17 protein-coding genes and 2 pseudogenes are annotated in these 18,223 nt (G+C 69.9%); 11 read left to right on the top strand and 8 right to left on the bottom strand.

Going from position 1 to position 18,223, the window contains the following annotated elements; translation table 11 throughout:
* Window positions 1-15 precede the first annotated feature (15 nt).
* The 3 genes from ACP7TJ_RS31915 to ACP7TJ_RS31905 are packed head-to-tail and all read right to left on the bottom strand — an operon-like array spanning window position 16 to window position 3,293.
* Window positions 16-1,122 (bottom strand): NAD(P)-dependent alcohol dehydrogenase, encoded by a 1,107-nt coding sequence (locus tag ACP7TJ_RS31915; RefSeq protein ID WP_193457075.1) that lies wholly within the window; start codon window positions 1,120-1,122, stop codon window positions 16-18.
* A gap of 3 nt (window positions 1,123-1,125) precedes the next feature.
* The gene (locus ACP7TJ_RS31910) at window positions 1,126-2,529 is read right to left on the bottom strand and encodes an aldehyde dehydrogenase family protein (RefSeq protein ID WP_427767177.1); all 1,404 of its coding nucleotides are present in this window, start codon (window positions 2,527-2,529) and stop codon (window positions 1,126-1,128) included.
* A gap of 8 nt (window positions 2,530-2,537) precedes the next feature.
* Entirely contained in the window at window positions 2,538-3,293 is a 756-nt protein-coding gene (locus ACP7TJ_RS31905; protein WP_427767174.1) for a (5-formylfuran-3-yl)methyl phosphate synthase, read from the bottom strand.
* Window positions 3,294-3,539: 246 nt separating this feature from the next.
* On the opposite strand from ACP7TJ_RS31905, the pseudogene ACP7TJ_RS31900 reads away from it, so the two are divergent.
* Together ACP7TJ_RS31900 and ACP7TJ_RS31895 are read left to right on the top strand one after the other, a co-directional pair.
* Window positions 3,540-3,683 (top strand): annotated as a pseudogene (locus ACP7TJ_RS31900) (alpha/beta fold hydrolase); the annotation flags it as partial.
* Between the two features lie 428 nt (window positions 3,684-4,111).
* A complete protein-coding gene (locus ACP7TJ_RS31895) occupies window positions 4,112-4,525 on the top strand; it encodes a hypothetical protein (protein ID WP_367474388.1) in 414 nt (137 codons plus the stop codon).
* 279 nt (window positions 4,526-4,804) lie between these two features.
* Here the strand turns inward: ACP7TJ_RS31895 and ACP7TJ_RS31890 are convergent.
* Window positions 4,805-5,224: pseudogene (locus tag ACP7TJ_RS31890) on the bottom strand (rhamnosidase); the annotation flags it as partial.
* A 279-nt stretch (window positions 5,225-5,503) separates the two neighbouring features.
* Here ACP7TJ_RS31890 and ACP7TJ_RS31885 point away from each other — a divergent pair.
* The 3 genes from ACP7TJ_RS31885 to ACP7TJ_RS31875 all read left to right on the top strand — a co-directional run bounded on the left by ACP7TJ_RS31885 (window position 5,504) and on the right by ACP7TJ_RS31875 (window position 9,066).
* Window positions 5,504-8,020 (top strand): GDSL-type esterase/lipase family protein, encoded by a 2,517-nt coding sequence (locus tag ACP7TJ_RS31885; RefSeq protein ID WP_427767171.1) that lies wholly within the window; start codon window positions 5,504-5,506, stop codon window positions 8,018-8,020.
* Between the two features lie 97 nt (window positions 8,021-8,117).
* Window positions 8,118-8,327: a hypothetical protein gene (locus tag ACP7TJ_RS31880; RefSeq protein ID WP_387582826.1), complete on the top strand. Its 210-nt coding sequence runs from the start codon at window positions 8,118-8,120 to the stop codon at window positions 8,325-8,327.
* A 238-nt stretch (window positions 8,328-8,565) separates the two neighbouring features.
* Window positions 8,566-9,066, top strand: a complete 501-nt coding sequence (locus ACP7TJ_RS31875) for a metallophosphoesterase family protein (RefSeq protein WP_167741716.1) — start codon at window positions 8,566-8,568, stop codon at window positions 9,064-9,066.
* Between the two features lie 94 nt (window positions 9,067-9,160).
* Here the strand turns inward: ACP7TJ_RS31875 and ACP7TJ_RS31870 are convergent, their stop codons facing one another.
* The gene (locus tag ACP7TJ_RS31870) at window positions 9,161-10,171 is read right to left on the bottom strand and encodes a hypothetical protein (RefSeq protein ID WP_427767168.1); all 1,011 of its coding nucleotides are present in this window, start codon (window positions 10,169-10,171) and stop codon (window positions 9,161-9,163) included.
* A 131-nt stretch (window positions 10,172-10,302) separates the two neighbouring features.
* On the opposite strand from ACP7TJ_RS31870, the gene ACP7TJ_RS31865 reads away from it, so the two are divergent.
* On the top strand, window positions 10,303-10,950 hold the full coding sequence (locus tag ACP7TJ_RS31865; RefSeq protein WP_427767165.1) for a TetR/AcrR family transcriptional regulator: 648 nt from the start codon (window positions 10,303-10,305) through the stop codon (window positions 10,948-10,950).
* Between the two features lie 60 nt (window positions 10,951-11,010).
* Here the strand turns inward: ACP7TJ_RS31865 and ACP7TJ_RS31860 are convergent, their stop codons facing one another.
* A complete protein-coding gene (locus tag ACP7TJ_RS31860) occupies window positions 11,011-11,883 on the bottom strand; it encodes a LysR family transcriptional regulator (protein WP_255303862.1) in 873 nt (290 codons plus the stop codon).
* Window positions 11,884-12,146: 263 nt separating this feature from the next.
* On the opposite strand from ACP7TJ_RS31860, the gene ACP7TJ_RS31855 reads away from it, so the two are divergent.
* From ACP7TJ_RS31855 to ACP7TJ_RS31845, 3 genes are all read left to right on the top strand, one after another.
* On the top strand, window positions 12,147-12,629 hold the full coding sequence (locus ACP7TJ_RS31855) for a hypothetical protein (protein ID WP_141683523.1): 483 nt from the start codon (window positions 12,147-12,149) through the stop codon (window positions 12,627-12,629).
* A 160-nt stretch (window positions 12,630-12,789) separates the two neighbouring features.
* Window positions 12,790-14,013, top strand: coding sequence for a hypothetical protein (locus tag ACP7TJ_RS31850; protein WP_367549578.1), 1,224 nt, complete (start codon window positions 12,790-12,792; stop codon window positions 14,011-14,013).
* 29 nt (window positions 14,014-14,042) lie between these two features.
* On the top strand, window positions 14,043-14,540 hold the full coding sequence (locus tag ACP7TJ_RS31845; RefSeq protein ID WP_380881608.1) for a hypothetical protein: 498 nt from the start codon (window positions 14,043-14,045) through the stop codon (window positions 14,538-14,540).
* 130 nt (window positions 14,541-14,670) lie between these two features.
* Here the strand turns inward: ACP7TJ_RS31845 and ACP7TJ_RS31840 are convergent, their stop codons facing one another.
* Complete coding sequence (locus tag ACP7TJ_RS31840; protein WP_167741709.1) at window positions 14,671-15,249, bottom strand: TetR/AcrR family transcriptional regulator; 579 nt, start codon at window positions 15,247-15,249, stop codon at window positions 14,671-14,673.
* A gap of 83 nt (window positions 15,250-15,332) precedes the next feature.
* Here ACP7TJ_RS31840 and ACP7TJ_RS31835 point away from each other — a divergent pair, with 83 nt between their 5' ends.
* The gene (locus ACP7TJ_RS31835) at window positions 15,333-15,938 is read left to right on the top strand and encodes an NAD(P)H-dependent oxidoreductase (RefSeq protein WP_093766566.1); all 606 of its coding nucleotides are present in this window, start codon (window positions 15,333-15,335) and stop codon (window positions 15,936-15,938) included.
* 24 nt (window positions 15,939-15,962) lie between these two features.
* Here the strand turns inward: ACP7TJ_RS31835 and ACP7TJ_RS31830 are convergent, their stop codons facing one another.
* Complete coding sequence (locus ACP7TJ_RS31830) at window positions 15,963-16,748, bottom strand: ScbR family autoregulator-binding transcription factor (RefSeq protein WP_425937977.1); 786 nt, start codon at window positions 16,746-16,748, stop codon at window positions 15,963-15,965.
* 525 nt (window positions 16,749-17,273) lie between these two features.
* Here ACP7TJ_RS31830 and ACP7TJ_RS31825 point away from each other — a divergent pair.
* Complete coding sequence (locus ACP7TJ_RS31825) at window positions 17,274-18,056, top strand: HAD family hydrolase (RefSeq protein WP_367460883.1); 783 nt, start codon at window positions 17,274-17,276, stop codon at window positions 18,054-18,056.
* The last annotated feature ends 167 nt before the right edge of the window (window positions 18,057-18,223 follow it).

Raw genomic sequence — 18,223 nt, 5'->3', positions numbered from 1 at the left:
GTGCCGCGGGACTCGTCATCGGCTCGCCCTGTCGGGGAGCAGGACCGGTTTGACCGTACGGCCCGCGTCGCAGTCACGTTCGGCCTTGTTGATGTCGGACAGGGGGTAGGTGCGGATCAACCGCTCGAAAGGGAAGCGTCCGGCCCGCCACAGTCCGATCAGCCGGGGGATCAACAACGCGGGCACGGCGTCCCCTTCGCAGATGTGGCGCACGCTCCGGCCTCGGTCGAGGGTGCCCGGTTCGAGGGTGAGGGGACCGTGGAGGCGCGCCACCAGGCCGAGGGTGCCGGTGGGACGCAGCGCGTGGAGCGCCTGGTTGATGAGCAGGGGTGAGGCGGTGGTGTCCAGCGCGTAGCGGGCTCCGCCGTCGGTCAGCCGCCGGATCCGCTCGGGCAGGTCGGGGGAGGCGGCGGGCAGCGGGACCGCGCCGAACCGCTCGGCTGCGGCGAGCCTCTCGGGATGCCGGTCGACGGCCACGGTCGGCGCGCCCACGGCAGTCGCCGCCATCACCGCGGTCAGGCCGACGGCACCCGCGCCGAGGACGACGAGCGTGTCGCCGGGACCGGCGCCGAAGGTGTTCAGCACGGCTCCGGCACCGGTGAGGGAGCCGCAGCCGAGGGGACCGAGCAGTTCCAGCGGCAGTGCGGGATCGACCCGTACGGCGTTGCGAGCGGAGACGAGGGCGTATTCGGCGAACGAGGACTGCCCGAACCAGCGGGGTGCCAGCGCGTCACCGGACGCGTCGGTGAGCCGGGGCGGCTCCTCCTCGCGGCCGCCGAAGAGGTTGAGGGAGGCGAAGGAGTCGCAGTACGCGGGCGCCGCGCCGCGGCAGGTCGGGCAGTGTCCGCAGGAGTCGAAGCTGAGCACGACGTGGTCACCGACACCGATCCCGGTGTCCGTACCGCCTCCCGTGCGCACCACGACACCGGCGCCCTCGTGGCCGAGGACGGCGGGCACCGGGCTCCGGCCGGCCGATCGCCGGACCGCGAGATCGGTCCGGCACATTCCGGTGCCCGCGATCGCGACCAGGATCTCGCCGACGGCCGGCTCGGTCCGCAGAACCACCTCCTCCATCGTGAACGGGGCGTCGTACGAGCGCAGTACAGCTGCCTGGAATCTCATGTGTCACGCCTCCGGCGGGCGGTGGACGACGAACGGCCGGAGGTTGCCGTACAACCCCCACGGCCCGCCCGCGACACCGACGCCGCTGTCCTTGACGCCCGCGAAAGGCTGGGCCAGGGACAGTTCCGCGTGGTGGTTGACCCAGGCGGTGCCGCAGTCGAGCTGATCGGCCACCGCCTCGGCGCGGTCGAGATCGGTGCCCCACACGGAGCCGCCCAGACCGAAGCCGGTGCCGTTGGCCGCCTTCAGGGCTTCGTCGAGACTCCGGTACGGAAGCACCGGCAGCACCGGTCCGAACTGTTCCTCGGTCACCACCGGGCTGTCAGGCGGCACGCCGACGAGGACGGTGGGAGCGAAGAAGTAGCCCGGTCCGTCCTGCCGGTGGCCGCCCGCCGCGGCCCGCGCGCCGTCCGCCAGTGCCCGCCGTGTGTGCTCCTCGACACGGGCCAACTGCGGGGCGTTGTTGAGCGGTCCCAGCTCGGTCGCGGGGTCCAGGCCGGGCCCGACCGCGACGGTCTTCGCCCGCTGGGCGAGGGCTTCGACGATGTCGGCGTGCAGCCGGACGGGGACGTAGAGGCGTTTGACCGCCATGCAGACCTGTCCGCAGTTGCGGAACGCGGCCCAGAACAGCCGGTCGGCGATGCGCTCCACGTCGACGTCGTCGAGCAGGACGGCCGCGTCGTTGCCGCCCAGCTCCAGCGTCACCCGGGCGAGTGAGGCCGCCGCCGCCCGGGCGACCGCCCGCCCGGTGGACACCGATCCGGTGAAGGTGACGTGGCGGATGCCCGGATGGGACACGAGACGGGCACCGAGGGGTTCGCGGCCGGTGACGACGGTCAGGACGTCCTCGGGCAGGACTGCGGCGAGGACGGACCCCAGCATCCGGGTGGCCAGCGGGGTGAACGGAGACGGTTTGAGGACGACGGTGTTGCCGGCGGCCAGAGCGGGCGCGAACTTCGCCGCCGCGAGCTGCAGAGGGAAGTTCCACGGCACGATCGCGGCGACGGGCCCGAGCGACCGCCACCGGATCTCGCTGCGCACCGGCCGACCGTCGTCGATCGGCCGGTTCCGGGGAGCGAGGTCCGCGAAGTAGCGCAGACGGGCCACGGTACGGGCGACCTCCGCGTACGACTCGGCCAGGGGCTTGCCCTGTTCCCGGGTGAGCGACCGGGCGAGGTCCTCGCCGGCCGCCGCCACCGCGTCGGCCGCCGCGCGCAACGCGGTGGTGCGCGCGGCGGGGTCGGCCCGCCAGCCGCTCCAGGCCCGCTGCGCCCGGTCGATCACGGCGTCCAGCTCGTCCGGCTGCTGGTCGGGTGCCTCGTCGAACGCTTCCCCGGTGGCCGGGTCGACGACCGGGAAGCGGGCCGCCCCGGGGTCGGGCACGCGCGTGGGTTCGGTGGTCGGCATGGCGGCCGTCAGCGCGCTGTGGGAAGGCCGGCGGTGCGCTCCCGGTCGTGCCGGTCCATCTCCGCCCGGAAGGCGGCCACCAGATGGGGCCGGATCCTCCCGGCGTTGCGGTCGCCGCCCTCGCAGACCGCTCCCCGCACGCCGACGATGTTCGTACCGATGCGGGTCAGCTCGCCGAGGTCGCCCTGCCGGACACTGCCCGCCAGGGCCGCGAGCCGGCCGGACGCGTGGGCCAGCCGGACGAACTCGGCGCAGACGTCGGGCGGAACGTGGTCGAACAACCGCGTCCCGTCCTTCACGGCGGTGTCCAGCATCGCCGCGTCGGCGCCGGAGCGGGCCGCGATGTCGGGCACCGCGAGCGGGTTGACGCAGCCGATCCGGTGGGCGTCGGCGTAGCCCGAGGCGACGACGAGTGCGTCCGGGTTGTGCTCCTTCACGGCCCGGACGACGGCGCGCATGATGTCGATGCCCTGGTCAGGGGTCGTGCATCCGTAGAGACCGACCTTGATGTACGTGGCTCCGGAGACGGCCGCGCCGAGAGCGGCCTGGGCCACCGTGCCGGGCTTGTAGGGGACATCTCCCACGGTCGCGGACACCGGCTTGTCCGCCGGGACCGCTTCGCGTATCTCCCTGATGATCCAGGGGAAGTTCGCGCCGAGAGAGCCCTCGTCGGGCTTCTTGACGTCGACGATGTCGAGGTGTTGCGCCGCCTTGGCGCAGTCGAGCGCTTCCTCGACGCCGTCCGGGGAGATGAGAAGCAACACCTGGCCTCCTTCGCCACGACCCGCCCGGTCGCCGACCGAGGGCCGTGGATCGCCTGGTTCCTGTGTGGTGCGCTCATCATTTCCGTCGCTCTCCGCATCAGAAAGGGCGCACAGAGTATTGATGGAGTGGTCAAGGGCGTGCCCTGCGCGCCGTGCGCACCGGAGCGAACGGGTTTGCGGCGCGGCCCGGTTCCGCGGGCCGTCTCCACCTCGCCGACCCGATCACCGGAGGGCGGCGATGCCGACGCGCAGCCCGCGGCCGACCACGCCGCGTTCGGGATGCCCACCGAGGACGACGGCTCCCGCGACGACCCGCTGCTGTCCGACAGGTCGTGGGCGGTCAGCGGTTACCGGCCGGACGCCGACGCGATCACCACCGCGCCGCCCCGGGGAAGCCGGACGAGTTCGCGCTCCGTCTGCGCCAGGTCCTCGACGGTGCCGCGTAAGACATCCAGCGCGGGAGGTCCCGCCCAGGTGGACTGGGCGCGCCGAACGCCAGGGGTGTCCGTGGGCAACGTCGTTGTGGGCACATTCCGCGCAGTCGCCGCCGGTGTTCAGGACGGCGTGGCCCACGTTCCACCGGCGCTTCGCCCGGTGCAGCCGACTGGTGATCACCCGAAGCAGGAAGTGCCTCTGGCCGGCGAGAAGGAGGATGTCTGAGGTTCTTGTCTCCGCCACCGCCAAAGGGAGAAGAAGCGTCTCGGGTCCTGCCCGCGTGTCCACGTCGAGGGAGCTTCATCGCCAGCCTCCGCGACACCGGTCCCCTGGCCGGGCTGCACCCTTGACCTCAACCCTGGTTGAGGCGCAACACTCGGCGCATGGAGAGCACAAAGAGCAGCACCATTCTCTTTCGTAACACCATGCGCATCACGGACGGTCACCTCGACGGCTTCCGGCGCGCCATCGCGCAGGCGGTGGCATTCGCTCACGAGCACGGCCCTCAGCTCATGGTCGAGGTCTTCATCGACGAGGAGCGGATGCTGGCGCACAGCTTCCAGCTCTACCGCGACTCCGATGCCATCCGCGCCCACTGGCGGCTGTCGGATCCGTACATCCGTAAGGTGATGGAGCACTGCACCGTGCAGCACTTCGAGATATTCGGCGCACCGGACCATGACATCGTGGCGGCCCTGAAGACCCCCGGCGGAGAATCCTTCCCCTTCGCCGTCTCACCGCGCCTCGCCGGCTTCCACCGTCTTGAGACATCCCGGACGGATGAACTGCACCCTTGAGGTCTGTCCGGCGGAACCGACGGAGCGGTCCTCCGGTCCTCCGGTTCCGGGATCATGTGCCGGACGCGGCGTCCACCAAGGCAGCGGCGGTTTCCTCGAGAGCTGTATGCCTTGCCGCCGCTGACCCGGTCCGGCCGGGTCCCAGGCCGTCCGCCCGGCGGCCGGGGACGCGGACCCGATCCAGGACCTCACTCATCCGCGGGGCGTCGCCCCCATGGGGCGGCAGCCGCCTTCGCCGGCGAGGCGGATCCTGCACGGCACATCAGGCCCATCGCGGGACCGGTCGATCTGGTAGCCGCAGCTGGGGAAGGTGCGCCGGGTGAGCAGCCGGTAGGCGATGTCGGTGTGCCCGGTGTCGGTGAGCACGGGCAGCAGCCGGGGATGCCGAGGAAGCCGGTCGACAGGCGCCAGTCGCGGGCCTCGATGAGCGCCACCAGACGGGCGGCCGCCGGCCCTTCACCCGGCCCACGGCGTCGACGTACGCCCGCCGGAAGGCCTCCCGCACCCGCCCGGACAGGTCCTCGTGGAGTGCCGGGTCCCGGCCGAGCTCGCCTGCCATCCTCACGGCGAGGTCCGCGGCGTGTGCGAAGTAGGCGGTGGCGATGACGTCCTTCGCAGTCTCGTCATCGGCGTTCAGCCAGTCGCCGAAGCCGTCCCCGGCCGCAGCAGGCCGTCGCTGTACGCCTGAGCGAGGACCCAGGGCTCCACGGTGCGGTCCCCGGGGTCCGTCCCCCGTGCGAGCTACGCGGAAGTGCCCTCTGCAGGGGGACGAGCCAGAGCCGCCACATCCGTAGCTTGGGTTCGATGCACCCTCACACGCATTCATGATCACGACTGCCGCGCCCGTACCAGCGCGCCGCCCCACGAGCCGCCGGCCAGCATGGAGACCGGAATACAGCTGTTGTGACAGTACGACAGCGTCCCGGCCGTGGGTGAGCGCGTTTCCGGTATGCGTGCCGCTCAGAAGGAGGAAGATCAGTGCGCAGCAACCTGTGTCGAGTGATTCTGACGAGGAGGAGATCTTCAGGTGGTGCGTTCCTCCTGGTGTTAGTTCTCTCGATGGCGCTGATACTCGCCGGGTCCGCGCTGCCCGGCGTCACTCAGGAAGCCGCCGCGGCGGAGCCCGGAGGGTGCTCGGCCCATGCCACGTCCTTCGCCACCGCGCCGGTGGAGGAGGGCACAGCCGCCCTGCGGCTCGGTTGCGCCCGGGACGCCGGCGGCCTCCGCTCGTTGGCGAGTGGTGACAACGACCTGGTGGCGGCGCTTGATTTCAATCCCGGGGCCCAGCCCGATCTGCTGCGCCGGCAGATGCAGCACATGGTCGACGCCATCCGCGGGGACCAGGCCGACGGGCTGTCGCTCAGCAGAGCCCTCACGCTGAACGCCGACAGGAACAGCGTGGGTTACTACCAGGAGCAGGATGACGGTGTCAGTTACGACGGCAGCGTCCATGTCGTCGGTGACAGCCTGGTGATGGTGGTGCCGGCGGGCGACATCAGCACTACAGGCTTCTGGGACGGCTTCTGGAAGAAGTTCGTCACGGGCCTGGTCTCCACTGCCACCGCTGTCGCGGCCACCGCACTGTGCCTGGCCGCCTTCGCTCCGGGCGCTGCTGCCGCCGCACCGGTCTGCGGTGCCGTGGCGGGAGCCCTGTCGGGGGGCGTCAGCGAGTTGATGAGTGCGGCCCTGGACGGCAAGCCGATCGACGGAGAGGCATGGGGTGCCGCGCTGGCCACCGCCATGTGGTCTGCGCTCGCCGGCGCCTTCCTCGGTGCGTTCGTCTCGTTCGCCTCGGAAAGTGCCGCCTCCCTGATCACCAACGCGCAGAAGACGTTGCGTGGTTGGGCGGTGAAGCTCGGGAACTGGGCGAACCCGCTCGGCTATGTGGCCGACGTACTCAACGGCAACGTCGTCAACCGTCTGCTCGAAACCATCCAGCGGCTGAATCGCGGGGTGGGGGCCTCCGACATACACCTGCGCATCATGCCGCTGGGTGACTCGATCACGTACGGCACGGGCAGTTCGAGTGGAGCCGGCTACCGGTCGACGCTGTACGTCCACCTGAACCAGCAGGACAGGAAGGTGGAATACGTCGGCTCGCAGCGCTCGGGACCGGCCCTTTCGCCCATCGCGAACGAGGGCCACCCCGGCTGGCTGATCAAGGACATCGCCGGCATCGCGGACTCCGTCCTGACGACGTACCGGCCCAACGTGGTGCTGTTGCACATCGGCACCAACGACATGAGCAACAACGTCGATCCGGGTGGCGCGCCGGCCAGACTCGGCAGCCTGATCGACCAGATTCTGCGGTACGACCCCGGGGTCACACTGCTGGTCTCGACCATCGTGCCGTCCTCGTTCCCGGGGACCGCGGAACGGATCGCCACGTACAACGCGGCGATCCCGGGTGTCGTGGAGGCCCGGCGGGCGGCCGGCAAGAACGTCTGGCTGGTCGACATGGACGCGGTCACCACCGCCGATCTGGCCGACGGTCTGCATCCCAACGACCGCGGCTACCAGAAGATGGCGGGAGCGTTCTACGACGGACTCGTGAGCGCGGGTCAGGCCGGCCGGATCGAGGGGCCCGACGACGGTGGTGCTCCGGGTGGAGGCCCCGTCAAGGGCTGGATCCCGCAGGAGACCATCGCGTCCGGAACGTTCAGCGGAGGCACCAGTACCGTTGTGTACGCCGACCTCGATGGTGACGGCAGAGCTGACCACTTGAAGGTCAACCCCGACAGCTCGGTGCAGGCATGGATCAACGGCGGGCCCAACCCCAAAGAACCGACCGGCGGCGCCGACTGGCTCTGGTACCCCCAACAAACCATCGCCAGCGGCGTCGGCACAGCGGGCAACACCATCCGCTTCGCCGACCTCAACGGTGACGGCAGAGCCGACTACCTGAAGGTCAACCCCGACAGCTCGGTGCAGGCATGGATCAACGGCGGACCCAACCCCAAAGAACCGACCGGCGGCGCCGACTGGCTCTGGTACCCCCAACAAACCATCGCCAGCGGCGTCGGCACAGCGGGCAACACCATCCGCTTCGCCGACCTCAACGGTGACCGCAGAGCCGACTACCTGAAGGTCAACCCCGACAGCTCCGTCCTGGCATGGATCAACGGCGGACCCAACCCCAAAGAACCGACCGGCGGCGCCGACTGGCTCTGGTACCCCCAACAAACCATCGCCAGCGGCGTCGGCACAGCGGGCAACACCATCCGCTTCGCCGACCTCAACGGTGACCGCAGAGCCGACTACCTGAAGGTCAACCCCGACAGCTCCGTCCAGGCATGGATCAACGGCGGACCCAACCCCAAAGAACCGACCGGCGGCGCCGACTGGCTCTGGTACCCCCAGGGAAGCGTCGCCAGCGGCGTCCTCGTCGACGGAGCGCGTATCCAGTTCGCCGACCTCAACAACGACGGCCGGGCCGACTACCTTGACGTCAATCCTCAGAACGGTGCCACCCGGGCCTGGATCAACTACGGCTGAAGACGCCGTGGCCGGCGAAGCCGCTCTCCGTTTCCGTAGCCGAAGGCTCTGATCCGCCGGGGGCGGGCAGGGGGTCCTCCCCCGCCGCCCGCCCCCGATGGTTCACGGTCCCGCCACTCGTACGGACCACCCCGAGGCCTCCGCGGCGTACGAGCGCCGGATGCGCCGCTTCGCGGAGCGCAGCCAGGCGCTGGCCACCGGCGGCGGCACCATCGTCACACCGACGACGCGTGCCCAGGTGGACGCCCGCAACGCGCTGCTCCGCGATCCGGAGGCGACAGCGAAGGACCACTGTGTACGGCTCTGACCGCTGCGGGAAGAGACCGACTCCGAGCCACAGCCCTTGCGTGGACCGGGGCCGCCTCGGAACCGGACGACGAGATCTCGCTGGACAACCCGGTGGACCTCCTTGAACGTCTGTCAGCCCTGGCCGGCAGCCGTGTCGAGGAGCAGCTTGGCCTGTACTGCTGGTACTTCGCGCCCTGAAGTCTCCGCATTGACGCGCCGCGATGGTGATCGGCCGGACAGACTCTAGGCTGCCCACCGTGCGTCTGCTCCTGATGTCCGACACCCATCTGCCGAAACGCGCCAAGAAGCTGCCCGAACCGCTGCTGGCGCAGATCCCCCGTGCCGACCTCGTCGTGCACGCCGGGGACTGGGTCGACACCGACACACTCGACCTGCTGGAGAGCCGCAGCCGCAGGCTCCTCGCCGTGTACGGCAACAACGACGGCTCCGCGCTGCGCGCCCGGCTGCCGGAGGTGGCCCGCGCGGAACTCGACGGGCTGCGCCTCGGGGTGATCCATGAGACAGGTCCCGCGCAGGGGCGGGAGAAACGGTGCGCGGAACGCTTCCCGGACCTCGACGTGCTCGTGTTCGGACACAGTCACATCCCGTGGGACACCACAGCTCCCACGGGACTTCGCTTGCTCAATCCGGGGTCGCCGACGGACCGCCGCCGACAGCCCCACTGCACCTATATGACCGCCGCGATCACCGACGGACGGCTCTCGGAGGTGGTCCTCCACCGGCTGCCGCCGCGCTGACGGTCCGGGCCGCTTCGCCTCGGTGGAATCGGCCCGGGATCTGCACTGCGACGCCACGCAGCTCCCGGGCTGTGGTCACCGTGCGTGTGGTCTGTCACCTCCGATACCGCTGCGCTACTGCCGTGAAGGCGGCCTTGGGTTCCCATTCCATGTCGGGGTAGGTATGTCCCCGGCGCCCTTCGAGGAGTTTGACGATGCCCAGGCCGGCCCGATCCAGGTCGTCCCTGGGGTCGCCGTCCGGGCGGTGCGGGTAGCCGGGCAAGGCGAACAAGAACACGAAGGCGCTGTCCACGCCCTCGGTCTCGAAGATTTCCAGCAGTTCGCTCAGATACGCGGCCTGGCCGTCCTCGTCACGCTCGTAGATGCCGTTCAGCCGTACAGGAGCCTTGGTCTTCGGGTCGCGCTCGACCACCTCCAGCACCCGCCCACCGCGGTCTCCCGCGCCGCGGTAGGCCGCGGTGCCGAACCCGGTGACGGCGAGCGGCTTCGGGCCTCGGGCCAGGGTGCGCACCCCGTCCCGGAACAGGTCAGCGACCTCGGCGGAGCGGATCAGCTCGAACGTCACGATGTCGAAGGGAGTCCAGTCGACCTGCTCGAACTGGATGGCTGCGTAGGTGAGCTTGCCATGGAAGCTCTCGCGGACCGTGGCCGCCGCATCACGGAGGAACGCGTTCATGCGCACGCCGAGCTCGCGCATCGCTGCGGCCCGCCCCTCGTGTGCGCTCATCAGACGCTCGACCCGCTCCTCGGGGCTCTCTCCGGACAGGAACCCGCGGTTCATCACGCTCAGCTCGACCCCTGCGACGAACACGACTGCGGCCCCCTGCTGCCGGAGCCGTTCCGCACGCTGGGCGCAGTCGCGGAAGAGCATGAGGATCTGCTCCGGCTCCAGTTCCAGCGGATAGGGCGAGAACCAGACTTCCAGGCCTAGTTCGGCGGCGGCACCGGCGGCCAGCTCCAGTCGGTCCGGGTCGCCGCCGATGATCTGGACCGCGTTGCAGTGAAGGTCGTCGCGGATGATGGCGAGCTCGCGCCGGACCACACCGGGGTCGAGGTGCTCGCGGACCGTCTGACCGTGCACGACGAATCCGGTGTCATAGGTCATTCCTCGTGCTCGCACGGTGACGTCCTCTCTGCGGTATTGGTCGGGTCGAGACTGACAGGAAAGATGCGCGCACGCAAGTTTACGTAGCCGCACATTTGCGCGTACGCATCCCTGCGTGGAACGCTGAAGTCGTGACGACACCAAGACCAGGGCTTCGGGAGCGTAAGAAGCAGGCCACGCGCGCGGCGCTACGCGAGGCGGCTCTGCGCCTGGCTGTGGAGCGCGGACCGGACCAGGTGCGGGTCGAGGACATCGCCGAAGCGGCCGGGGTCTCACCGCGCACCTACAACAACTACTTCGTCAGCCGTGAGCAGGCGATCGTCTCCGCTGTCACCGCGGACCGGGAGGCGCACATCGCGGCGGCGGTCGCAGCCCGGCCCTCAGGAGTCCGCCTGGCCGACGCCGTCACCGAAGCAGTGGTCGAGCAGTACACGAACACCGGCGAGCGAGAACACAAGGCGCTGCTGCTGATCACCACCACGACAGCGCTGCGCAAAGCGTTCCTCGACACCACCGCCGGCATCGAGCCCCCTCTCACAGCGGTGATCGCCGAACGCCTGGATGACCCCGGAGCGCACACGGCCCGTGTCCTCGCGGCAAGCGTCGCCGCGGCGGTTCGCATCGCGCTGGAAGACTGGCTCCAGCCGAGCGGGAACGCAGAGGCCGTCAGGAATCTCGACGCTGTCGGACTGGTCGTACCCTCCGGCTCACTGCCCGACCGACTCCGCGCGGCGCTCAGCCCGCTCGCGCCCGCGTTCGACGCCGCCGAGCGACGCTGAGGCGGTCCGGCTACCTGACCGGTCGTCAGAGGCCCGAGATTACGTCTGATACCGGCTCAGTCACGCCGATGCCACGCAACGGGCCGCATCGGCAACGGCCTCGATCAGCGGCTCAGTGCGGTTGCTCCTCAGCCAGGCGAGGCCGGCCGTGGAGGGAGGAAGGTCCGTGACCTCGACGTAGCGCACGCCAGGGCGTGGGAAGAGGTCGCGGGCGGCGGCCGGCAGGAAGCACATACCCTCGCCCTGGGCGACGAGATGGAGCAGCCCCTCCAGGTCCGAGGCGACAGGTCCGTAGCGGACCGGGATGTCGCCGGGCCGGGGGTCCACCGCCCAGAAGTTCCACCAGACCCGCGGAACCTGGGGCGGTACGTCGATCACAGGACGGTCCGCCAACTGCGCGAGGGTGATCCGCGGCCGGTCCGCGAGCGGATCGCTCGCCGGCAGACAGGCCAGCCGGGCCTCCGTGGCCAGCTGCTGCACTTCGATGCCGTCGGGTACCGGTGGCCGCAGAAATGCAACATCGATGTCATGGCGGAACAAGGCGTCGAAGTGGTCGGCGAAGTGGAGGCTGCGCACGTCGGTCTGGACCCGGGGGTGCCGCTCGTGCAGCAGGCTCAGGACGGCCCGCGTGTAGGGCATGGCTGCCTCGGCCCCGACCGTACCCACCACGAGCCGGCCCGAGAGCCGACGCGCCTGCGTCGAGGCGCTGTGGCTCAGCCGGTCCATGGCCGTCACCACGCCCCGTGCGTCCGCCAGCAGCACCTCCCCCTGCGGCGTGAGAGTGACGGTCCGGCCGGAACGGTCGAACAACTGCACGCCGAGGCGCTGTTCGAGGTCCTTGATCTGCTGGCTCAGGGCCGACTGCGTGATGAAGAGACGGGCGGCGGCGCGGGAGAAGTGCAGTTCCTCCGACAGGGCGACGAACAGCCGCAACTGGTGGGCACTCGGTGTCCGTGGATCGGGACCCGTCGGGGCTCCCGCCCCGGAGACCGTTCCGCCAGCAACCATTAAGAATCCCTCATTGATCAGTTTTCATCTCGCATGGACATAAGCGATGACATTCACCGAGTGAGAGTGGAAGGCTCGATCCCAGGCGACGCCCACTGCAACCCACTGGTTCCACGGGGTCTTCCGACCGTCGCCGCGACCATCACTTTCTCGACAACGGGGGCCGGCACATGTCCATGAGAAGAGCGGTGGCGATACTCGCCGCCCTCCTGGCCGTACTGTTCAGCGCGGGTGCCGTTCAGGCGTCGACGCCGCAGGCCGATCACACGGTCCGAGCGACGCCGAGCGCCTCCCGCGGGACCGATGCCGCGCCTCCCGCACCCCAGGCGTCGTGCACTGCCCGCAACGTCAGTCATTACGATGCGTGGACCGGGCGCACCTGGTCGCGGGACTGGGTGTGCGGCAATCGGGCCGGAGCCCCGTTGTACGGCTGCGCCAGCTTCATCGCCGCCTGCCCGGTGATCGGCTGGATCGACACCTCGTCGAGCTGGTTCGTGTGCTGGGGCCGGGGCGCCTGGCACGACGGCGGCAACAATGTCTGGTACTACACCATGGGAGACCGCGTCGCTCCCGGTGAGGACGTGCACCATGCATGGGGATTCATCCCCGCCGTGGACGTGTGGACGTCGACCGACCCCTGGCCGGGCATGACGGAATGCAACATCCCGTAAGCCGCCCGGCAGTAGCCACCAGGGCACTCCGCCCGGGACCGCATGTGTCCGGCACGAAGGCTCCTCGACGGAGTGTCGCCGTGCCGGACAGCGCGAAGCCCGCCCCGGACGCTCCCACCCCTCATCGCGTTTCCCACTCGTCGCCGAGGACCGTCACGACATGCTCCCAGCCTCACGCCACTCCCCCACGCTGTCACGCCGCACCCCTCTCCGCACGCTCGCCGCAGCCGCAGTTCTCCTCACCCTCGCGTTCGTCTGCGCGGCACTCCCGCACTCCGGTGCGGCAGCGGCGGGGCCGAGGGAAGCGGACGACACGCAGTCGGCCGTACCGCGAAGCCCTCAGGTGCCCGCCGGCGTCACAGCCGGCGTAGCCGTCTTCGACCGGCAGACCGGCACCTTCACCGAGCAGCTCAACGCGGCGGCCACGTTCCGCTCCGCATCCGTCGTCAAGCTCCTGCTGGCGCTCGACTTCCTGTGGGACCGCAGCCCCGGCGGCATCCCGGACGCCGACCGTGCCCGGCTGGACTCCATGCTCCGCAGCAGCCAGGACAGCGCCGCCAACCACTACTGGTCGACCTACGGCGGGCCCGCGATCGTCGACCGCATGATCACGCGTGTCGGGCTCGTCGACACGGCGCCGCCTCCGGCCGGATACGAGGGCTACTGGGGCTACACGGCCATCTCCGCCCGCGACACGGTGAAGATCTACCGCCACATCCTGCAAACGGCCCCCGCCGATGTGCGCGACTTCATCATGCAGCGTCTACGCCAGTCGACCCGGTGCGCCTCCGACTCCTTCGACCAGCACTTCGGCATCGCCGCCGCCTTCAGCCAGCCGTGGGCCGTCAAGCAGGGCTGGTCAGGATTTTCCGCGCAGGGCACCTGCGGCCCTGGCAGCAGCACCCCGGCCCGTACCCGGGCCGGCACCGTCTCCGCCGCAGGGGCCGCGGGCGTCGACCTGAGCCGGCCGGCGCTGCACACGACCGGCACCGTCGGGGCCGGTGACCGCTCGATCGTCGCCGTCCTCACCCTGCACCCCGACGGCACCTCCTACGGCAAGGCCTACACCGACCTCGGCCGGCTGACCCGTTCCCTGAACGTTCCCGGCGGCACGGCACCAACGGGGAAGTGGTACGGAACGTGGGGGTCGGATGTCGCGGTCCGCAAGGAGCCGGCACTCGGGGACAACCTGCTGACCCGGCTCCCGGCCGGAGTGGAAGTGCTGGTGGGCTGCCAGAAGAAGGGCCAGGTCGTCTCCGTCCCGCCGTACACCAACGACTGGTGGGCGTATCTGCCGCAGTACGGGGGCTACGTCACCAACATCTACATCAGCCATCCGGACAACCAGTTGCCGGACGTTCCGCTGTGCACAGAACAGCACTGATCCCGCATGTCCCCGGAAAAGGAGTGACGATGTCGCGTACCAGGCGTTCCACCCTCGGGGTGGTCGCTGCCTTCCTGTGGGTACTGGCGTCCGCCTTCGCGGCGGCTCCGGCCCACGCAGCGTCGGACACGCCCAGCGAGGGCGGCAGCCGCATCATGATCATGCCGCCGGCGCCCCGGGAGACCGCTGCCGCCTCCTCGCGCGCCGTGGCGGCCGTCTCCCCCACGGTGTCTCCGGCGGCCGACTACGTCCACACGACGTCGGGCAACCCCGTCGAGTGCACCTCGGGGAACCTGTGCGCCGGCGTATGGGACCCCGCCGTGGGCAAGTACAAGGTCTTCTTCCTCTACCGGTGCGCCCAGTACTCCCTGTCGTACTGGAACGGCGTGGGCCAGGCCGTGAACAACCAGATCGGGGCCGCCGCCTTCTTCTACGGCCAGAACGGACAGGTGCTGGACGTCGCCCTGCCGGAGAACAGGCCCTTCACGTACGACTGGACGCCGGTGTGGTCCATCCGCAACTGCTGAGGTGGCCGCGGGGGACCGACCGCCGGCGGTCCGGTGCTGTCGCCGTGGGCACGGCCCCTCCCCCCGTCCCGAGACGAAGGCGGACATCAGACGACGGTGGCACGACAGCGGCCGTCCGGCTCCGAGCCCTTCAGCCAGAGGCGTTGACGAGGCTGAGCAGCACGGTGGTGATGGTCGATCGGGCCAGTTCCGGGCTGATCGTGTCACGGGCCGCCGCATGGCCGAGTGCGTCTGCGGCGCCCAGGAACGCGATGGCTGCTTCCTCGCTGAGGTCCGCAGCGCCGTCGGCGCTTCGTAGGGCTTGCCGGCAGATGTCCACGTAGCGGCGTTCGGATTCCCGCCTGGCTTTCTCGAGGGCTGGTGTGCCGGCGAGTGCGGCCACCACTCCGCTGAGTTCGACACCCTGGGAGACGACGCACGCGACGTGAGCCGACGCGATCGCCTCGACCCGCTGCCGCAGATCCGGCGGGGTGTGCGCTATCGCAGCATGCAGGTCGGCGAGGTGTCGCTCGTCGAAGTCCTGATACAGCGAGAGCAGAAGGGCCGAACGCGAGGAGAAGTGGTCGTAGACGACGGGCTTGGAGATGCCTGCTCTGCTCGCCAGGTACGCGAGCGTGAGCGCGTCTGTGCCTTCGGTGGCGATCACGTCGCGGGCGATGCCGACGAGCTGGGCCCGCCGCTCGGCACTGGAGAGTCGTCGCTCGGCCATGTTCGGCAGTCTCTCATCCATGAGTAACCTACTACTAGTAGGCTACTAGTAGTAGGTTCACTCTTGAGGGAGAGAGGCTGTCGATGCACACCCTGCTGGTCGCCGCGCACCCGGACCCCCGGTCTCTGACGCATCACGTGCTGGAAGAACTCGAAGCGGCACTCCACCCCGTGTCAGTCGAGACCGCCGACCTGGCCAAGGAGCGGTTCGACCCCGTGTTCACCCTGGCGGATCGCCGGGCGTACCACGAGGGCGGCAACTATCCGGCCGACGTCGTCAGTGAGCACCGTCGTCTCGAGCGCGCCACCGATCTGGTCCTGGTCTTTCCCGTGTACTGGTGGTCGATGCCCGCGCTGCTGAAGGGATGGATAGACCGCGTCTTCGTCAACGGCTGGGCCTTCGAGTACTCCCCGGCCTCGGGCCTGCGACCGAAACTCCAGGCGCTCACCACGCATCTTCTGCCCATCGCCGGCGACGACTCCGGCTCGTACGAGCGCCATGGGTACGAGGAAGCACTGCGCACGCAGATAGAACACGGGATCGTCGACTACTGCGGCAGCCGGCGCGGCGCCACAGCGTTCATCCACGAGTCCGAGCAGGCGTCCTCAGAGGCCACGGCGCGGAATGTCGACCGCGCGGTGCGGATCATCAGTGAAGCCATCCATGCCCGCTCGCGGACACGGTCTTAGGTCGCGGGACAGGTTCCTCGGACGTCATGTTCTGCCGCACCCTGCCGGGCCCCGGTCGCCGGCCGTACCGGCGGGGCCGGTCACCGGGCCGTTCGTCCCGTGTTCCGTGGTGCGGACGGTCAGCATTCGGTCTTCGGCGGCGGGCGCGGGTGGGGGCGGGCGGTTGTCGACGGGCGGCGTGGCTGTTGCCGACCGCGTCGGGGCCTGCTCGGTTCGCGGGTCCCGTTGGAGGGCGGGCAGGGTGAGCTGCCACCAGTCGGCGAGGCGGCCGGTGAGCGCGTGGGAACCTTCCAGCGCCTCCGTGAGGGTGCAGAACCCGTAGAAGGCGCGGACCAGGGTGCGGGCAGTGGCAGCCGGGCGGACACCGGCGGCCAGGTACCCCCCGGAGCGGGCCTGGGCGAGCAGGCGTGTGACCGCGGTCGTCCAGAGGACGAAGGGGTCGGGAAGGTTCGCGTTGATGGTGTGGCGCTCGGCCCACAGGCGGGCGCCCGCGCGGGTCAGGGAGTCCTCCGCGAGAGCGCGGGCGATGTCGTAGCTCAATGCGACGAGGCGCTCCAGGGGCGGCACGCTCGGGTCGTCGTACCGGGGGACGAGGCTGGGCCAGGTCGCGAAGCCTTCCCGGACGACCGCCTGGGCGATGCCTTCCTTGCTGGCGTAGTGGAAGTAGACGGATCCGCTGGTCCGTCCCGACAGGGCGCTTATGTCGTTGACGCTTGTGCTGGCGTATCCCTGCTGGGCGAAGAGGCAGGCGGCCGCCTCCAGGAGTGATCTGCGGGTTGCTCTGGCCCGTTCCTGCAAGATCCTGCGCACCTCGTTCGGCTCCGTAGTGAACGGCCCAAAATGTAGTGCGCCCGCGTACGCCCGGAGCGATGAAACGTCAGCCTCACGCAGGATTGCGGCATTTCTTTCGAATCTGAACACCCAAGAGTGGAAATTGGCTCCAGGGTGCCGCTCCTGGTTCGCCGGCCTGCCCTCTCGCCGCATGCCGGGGCGTGACTCCTCGCCGCGCACATGTCCCGCAACTCGCCCTGCAGACAACCGGGATGACGTTGCACCAGAGGGTCCAGGGCGGCGGGCCGGACAACCGCTTACACCCTGATCACCTGTGGGGCGAGCACTCGAAATAGTGATTGCGCCGTTTTTCGGAGGCTAAATATCGTAGCCGTTGCAATGTTTTCTCTTTGCGGCTGATGCCCCGAAATACGAGTTGTGCTTGTCGGTGAGTTCGCGGACGGCACCGGCCCCTCCCGAGCCCCGTCATCGCGGGGCCCGCCGCCTCACCTCGCAAGCCCGCGGCCGTGTTCCCGCTCCCGCTCTCTCCCCCAGGAGGCCATCTTGACGCTGCCACAGCGAACCCTGTCGAACTGGTCGCCCGAGGCTGTCGTCTTCGACTGCGACGGCACACTGATGGACACAGAACGTCATTGGCAGGATGCGCGCAACCGCGCCTTCCGTGAGTTCGGTCTGCTGCCTCCGCCGGGCTTTGCCGACCGCGCCAAAGGTGTGCACTACGTCGACTGCGGCCGCCTGATGGCCGAGGAGACGCACAAGCCCGAGCTGGCCGCCGACCTGACCACGGCGCTCCTCTCACACTTCATGTCCCTCGTCGCGGAGGACCCCCTGACCATGCCGGGCGCCGGGGAGATGGTGCGCCTCCTCTCCGGGCGGCTGCCGCTGGCCGTGGCCAGCAACTGCCCGCTGGAGGTGGTGGAGGAGAGCCTCGGCCGCGCAGGGCTGCGCCGCCACTTCCGCCACATCGTCGTGCCCACGGGGCCGCCGGACAAACGGGGCGCCGGACCCGGGAGGGACGGCGAACGGTCGCAGACGGTACGGCCCAAACCGTGGCCGGATGTGTACGCCACGGCGGCACGTCTGTGCGGAGTCCGCCCGGAAACCGCGCTGGCCGTCGAGGACTCCCTCACGGGCATCGAGTCGGCGTGGCGTGCCGGACTGCGGACCCTCGGCGTGGGCCCGCTGCCTGACGAGGCGGACACCGGGCATGCCGACGCCTGGGTGGCGGCCCTGGACGATCCGGAGGTACTGGGCTGGGTGCGTAACTGGCGGCGTCCCCCGTCACCGGGCGAAGAGCAGGATCACCGGCGTCACGGTCCCCTCTGACCGGCCGGGCCGGAGGCTGTTGCCGGCCCGGACATGAGGCCACGGGGGCGAGGTCCCCGCCCGGCCGCAGACCCGTCGTCATCGGCGCCCGGCAGTGCGGTGTCAGCAGGGCCTCAAGGGAGTCCGGCGTGCCGGATGACGGAGGTCGGGCGTCGGGGCCCTGGACG

This window comes from Streptomyces sp. DSM 41931 (genome assembly GCF_050271085.1).
GTDB lineage: Bacteria > Actinomycetota > Actinomycetes > Streptomycetales > Streptomycetaceae > Streptomyces > Streptomyces albogriseolus.
The sequence above is the reverse complement of the archived record's forward strand: the minus strand, read 5'-3'. Positions and strand labels throughout refer to the sequence as shown.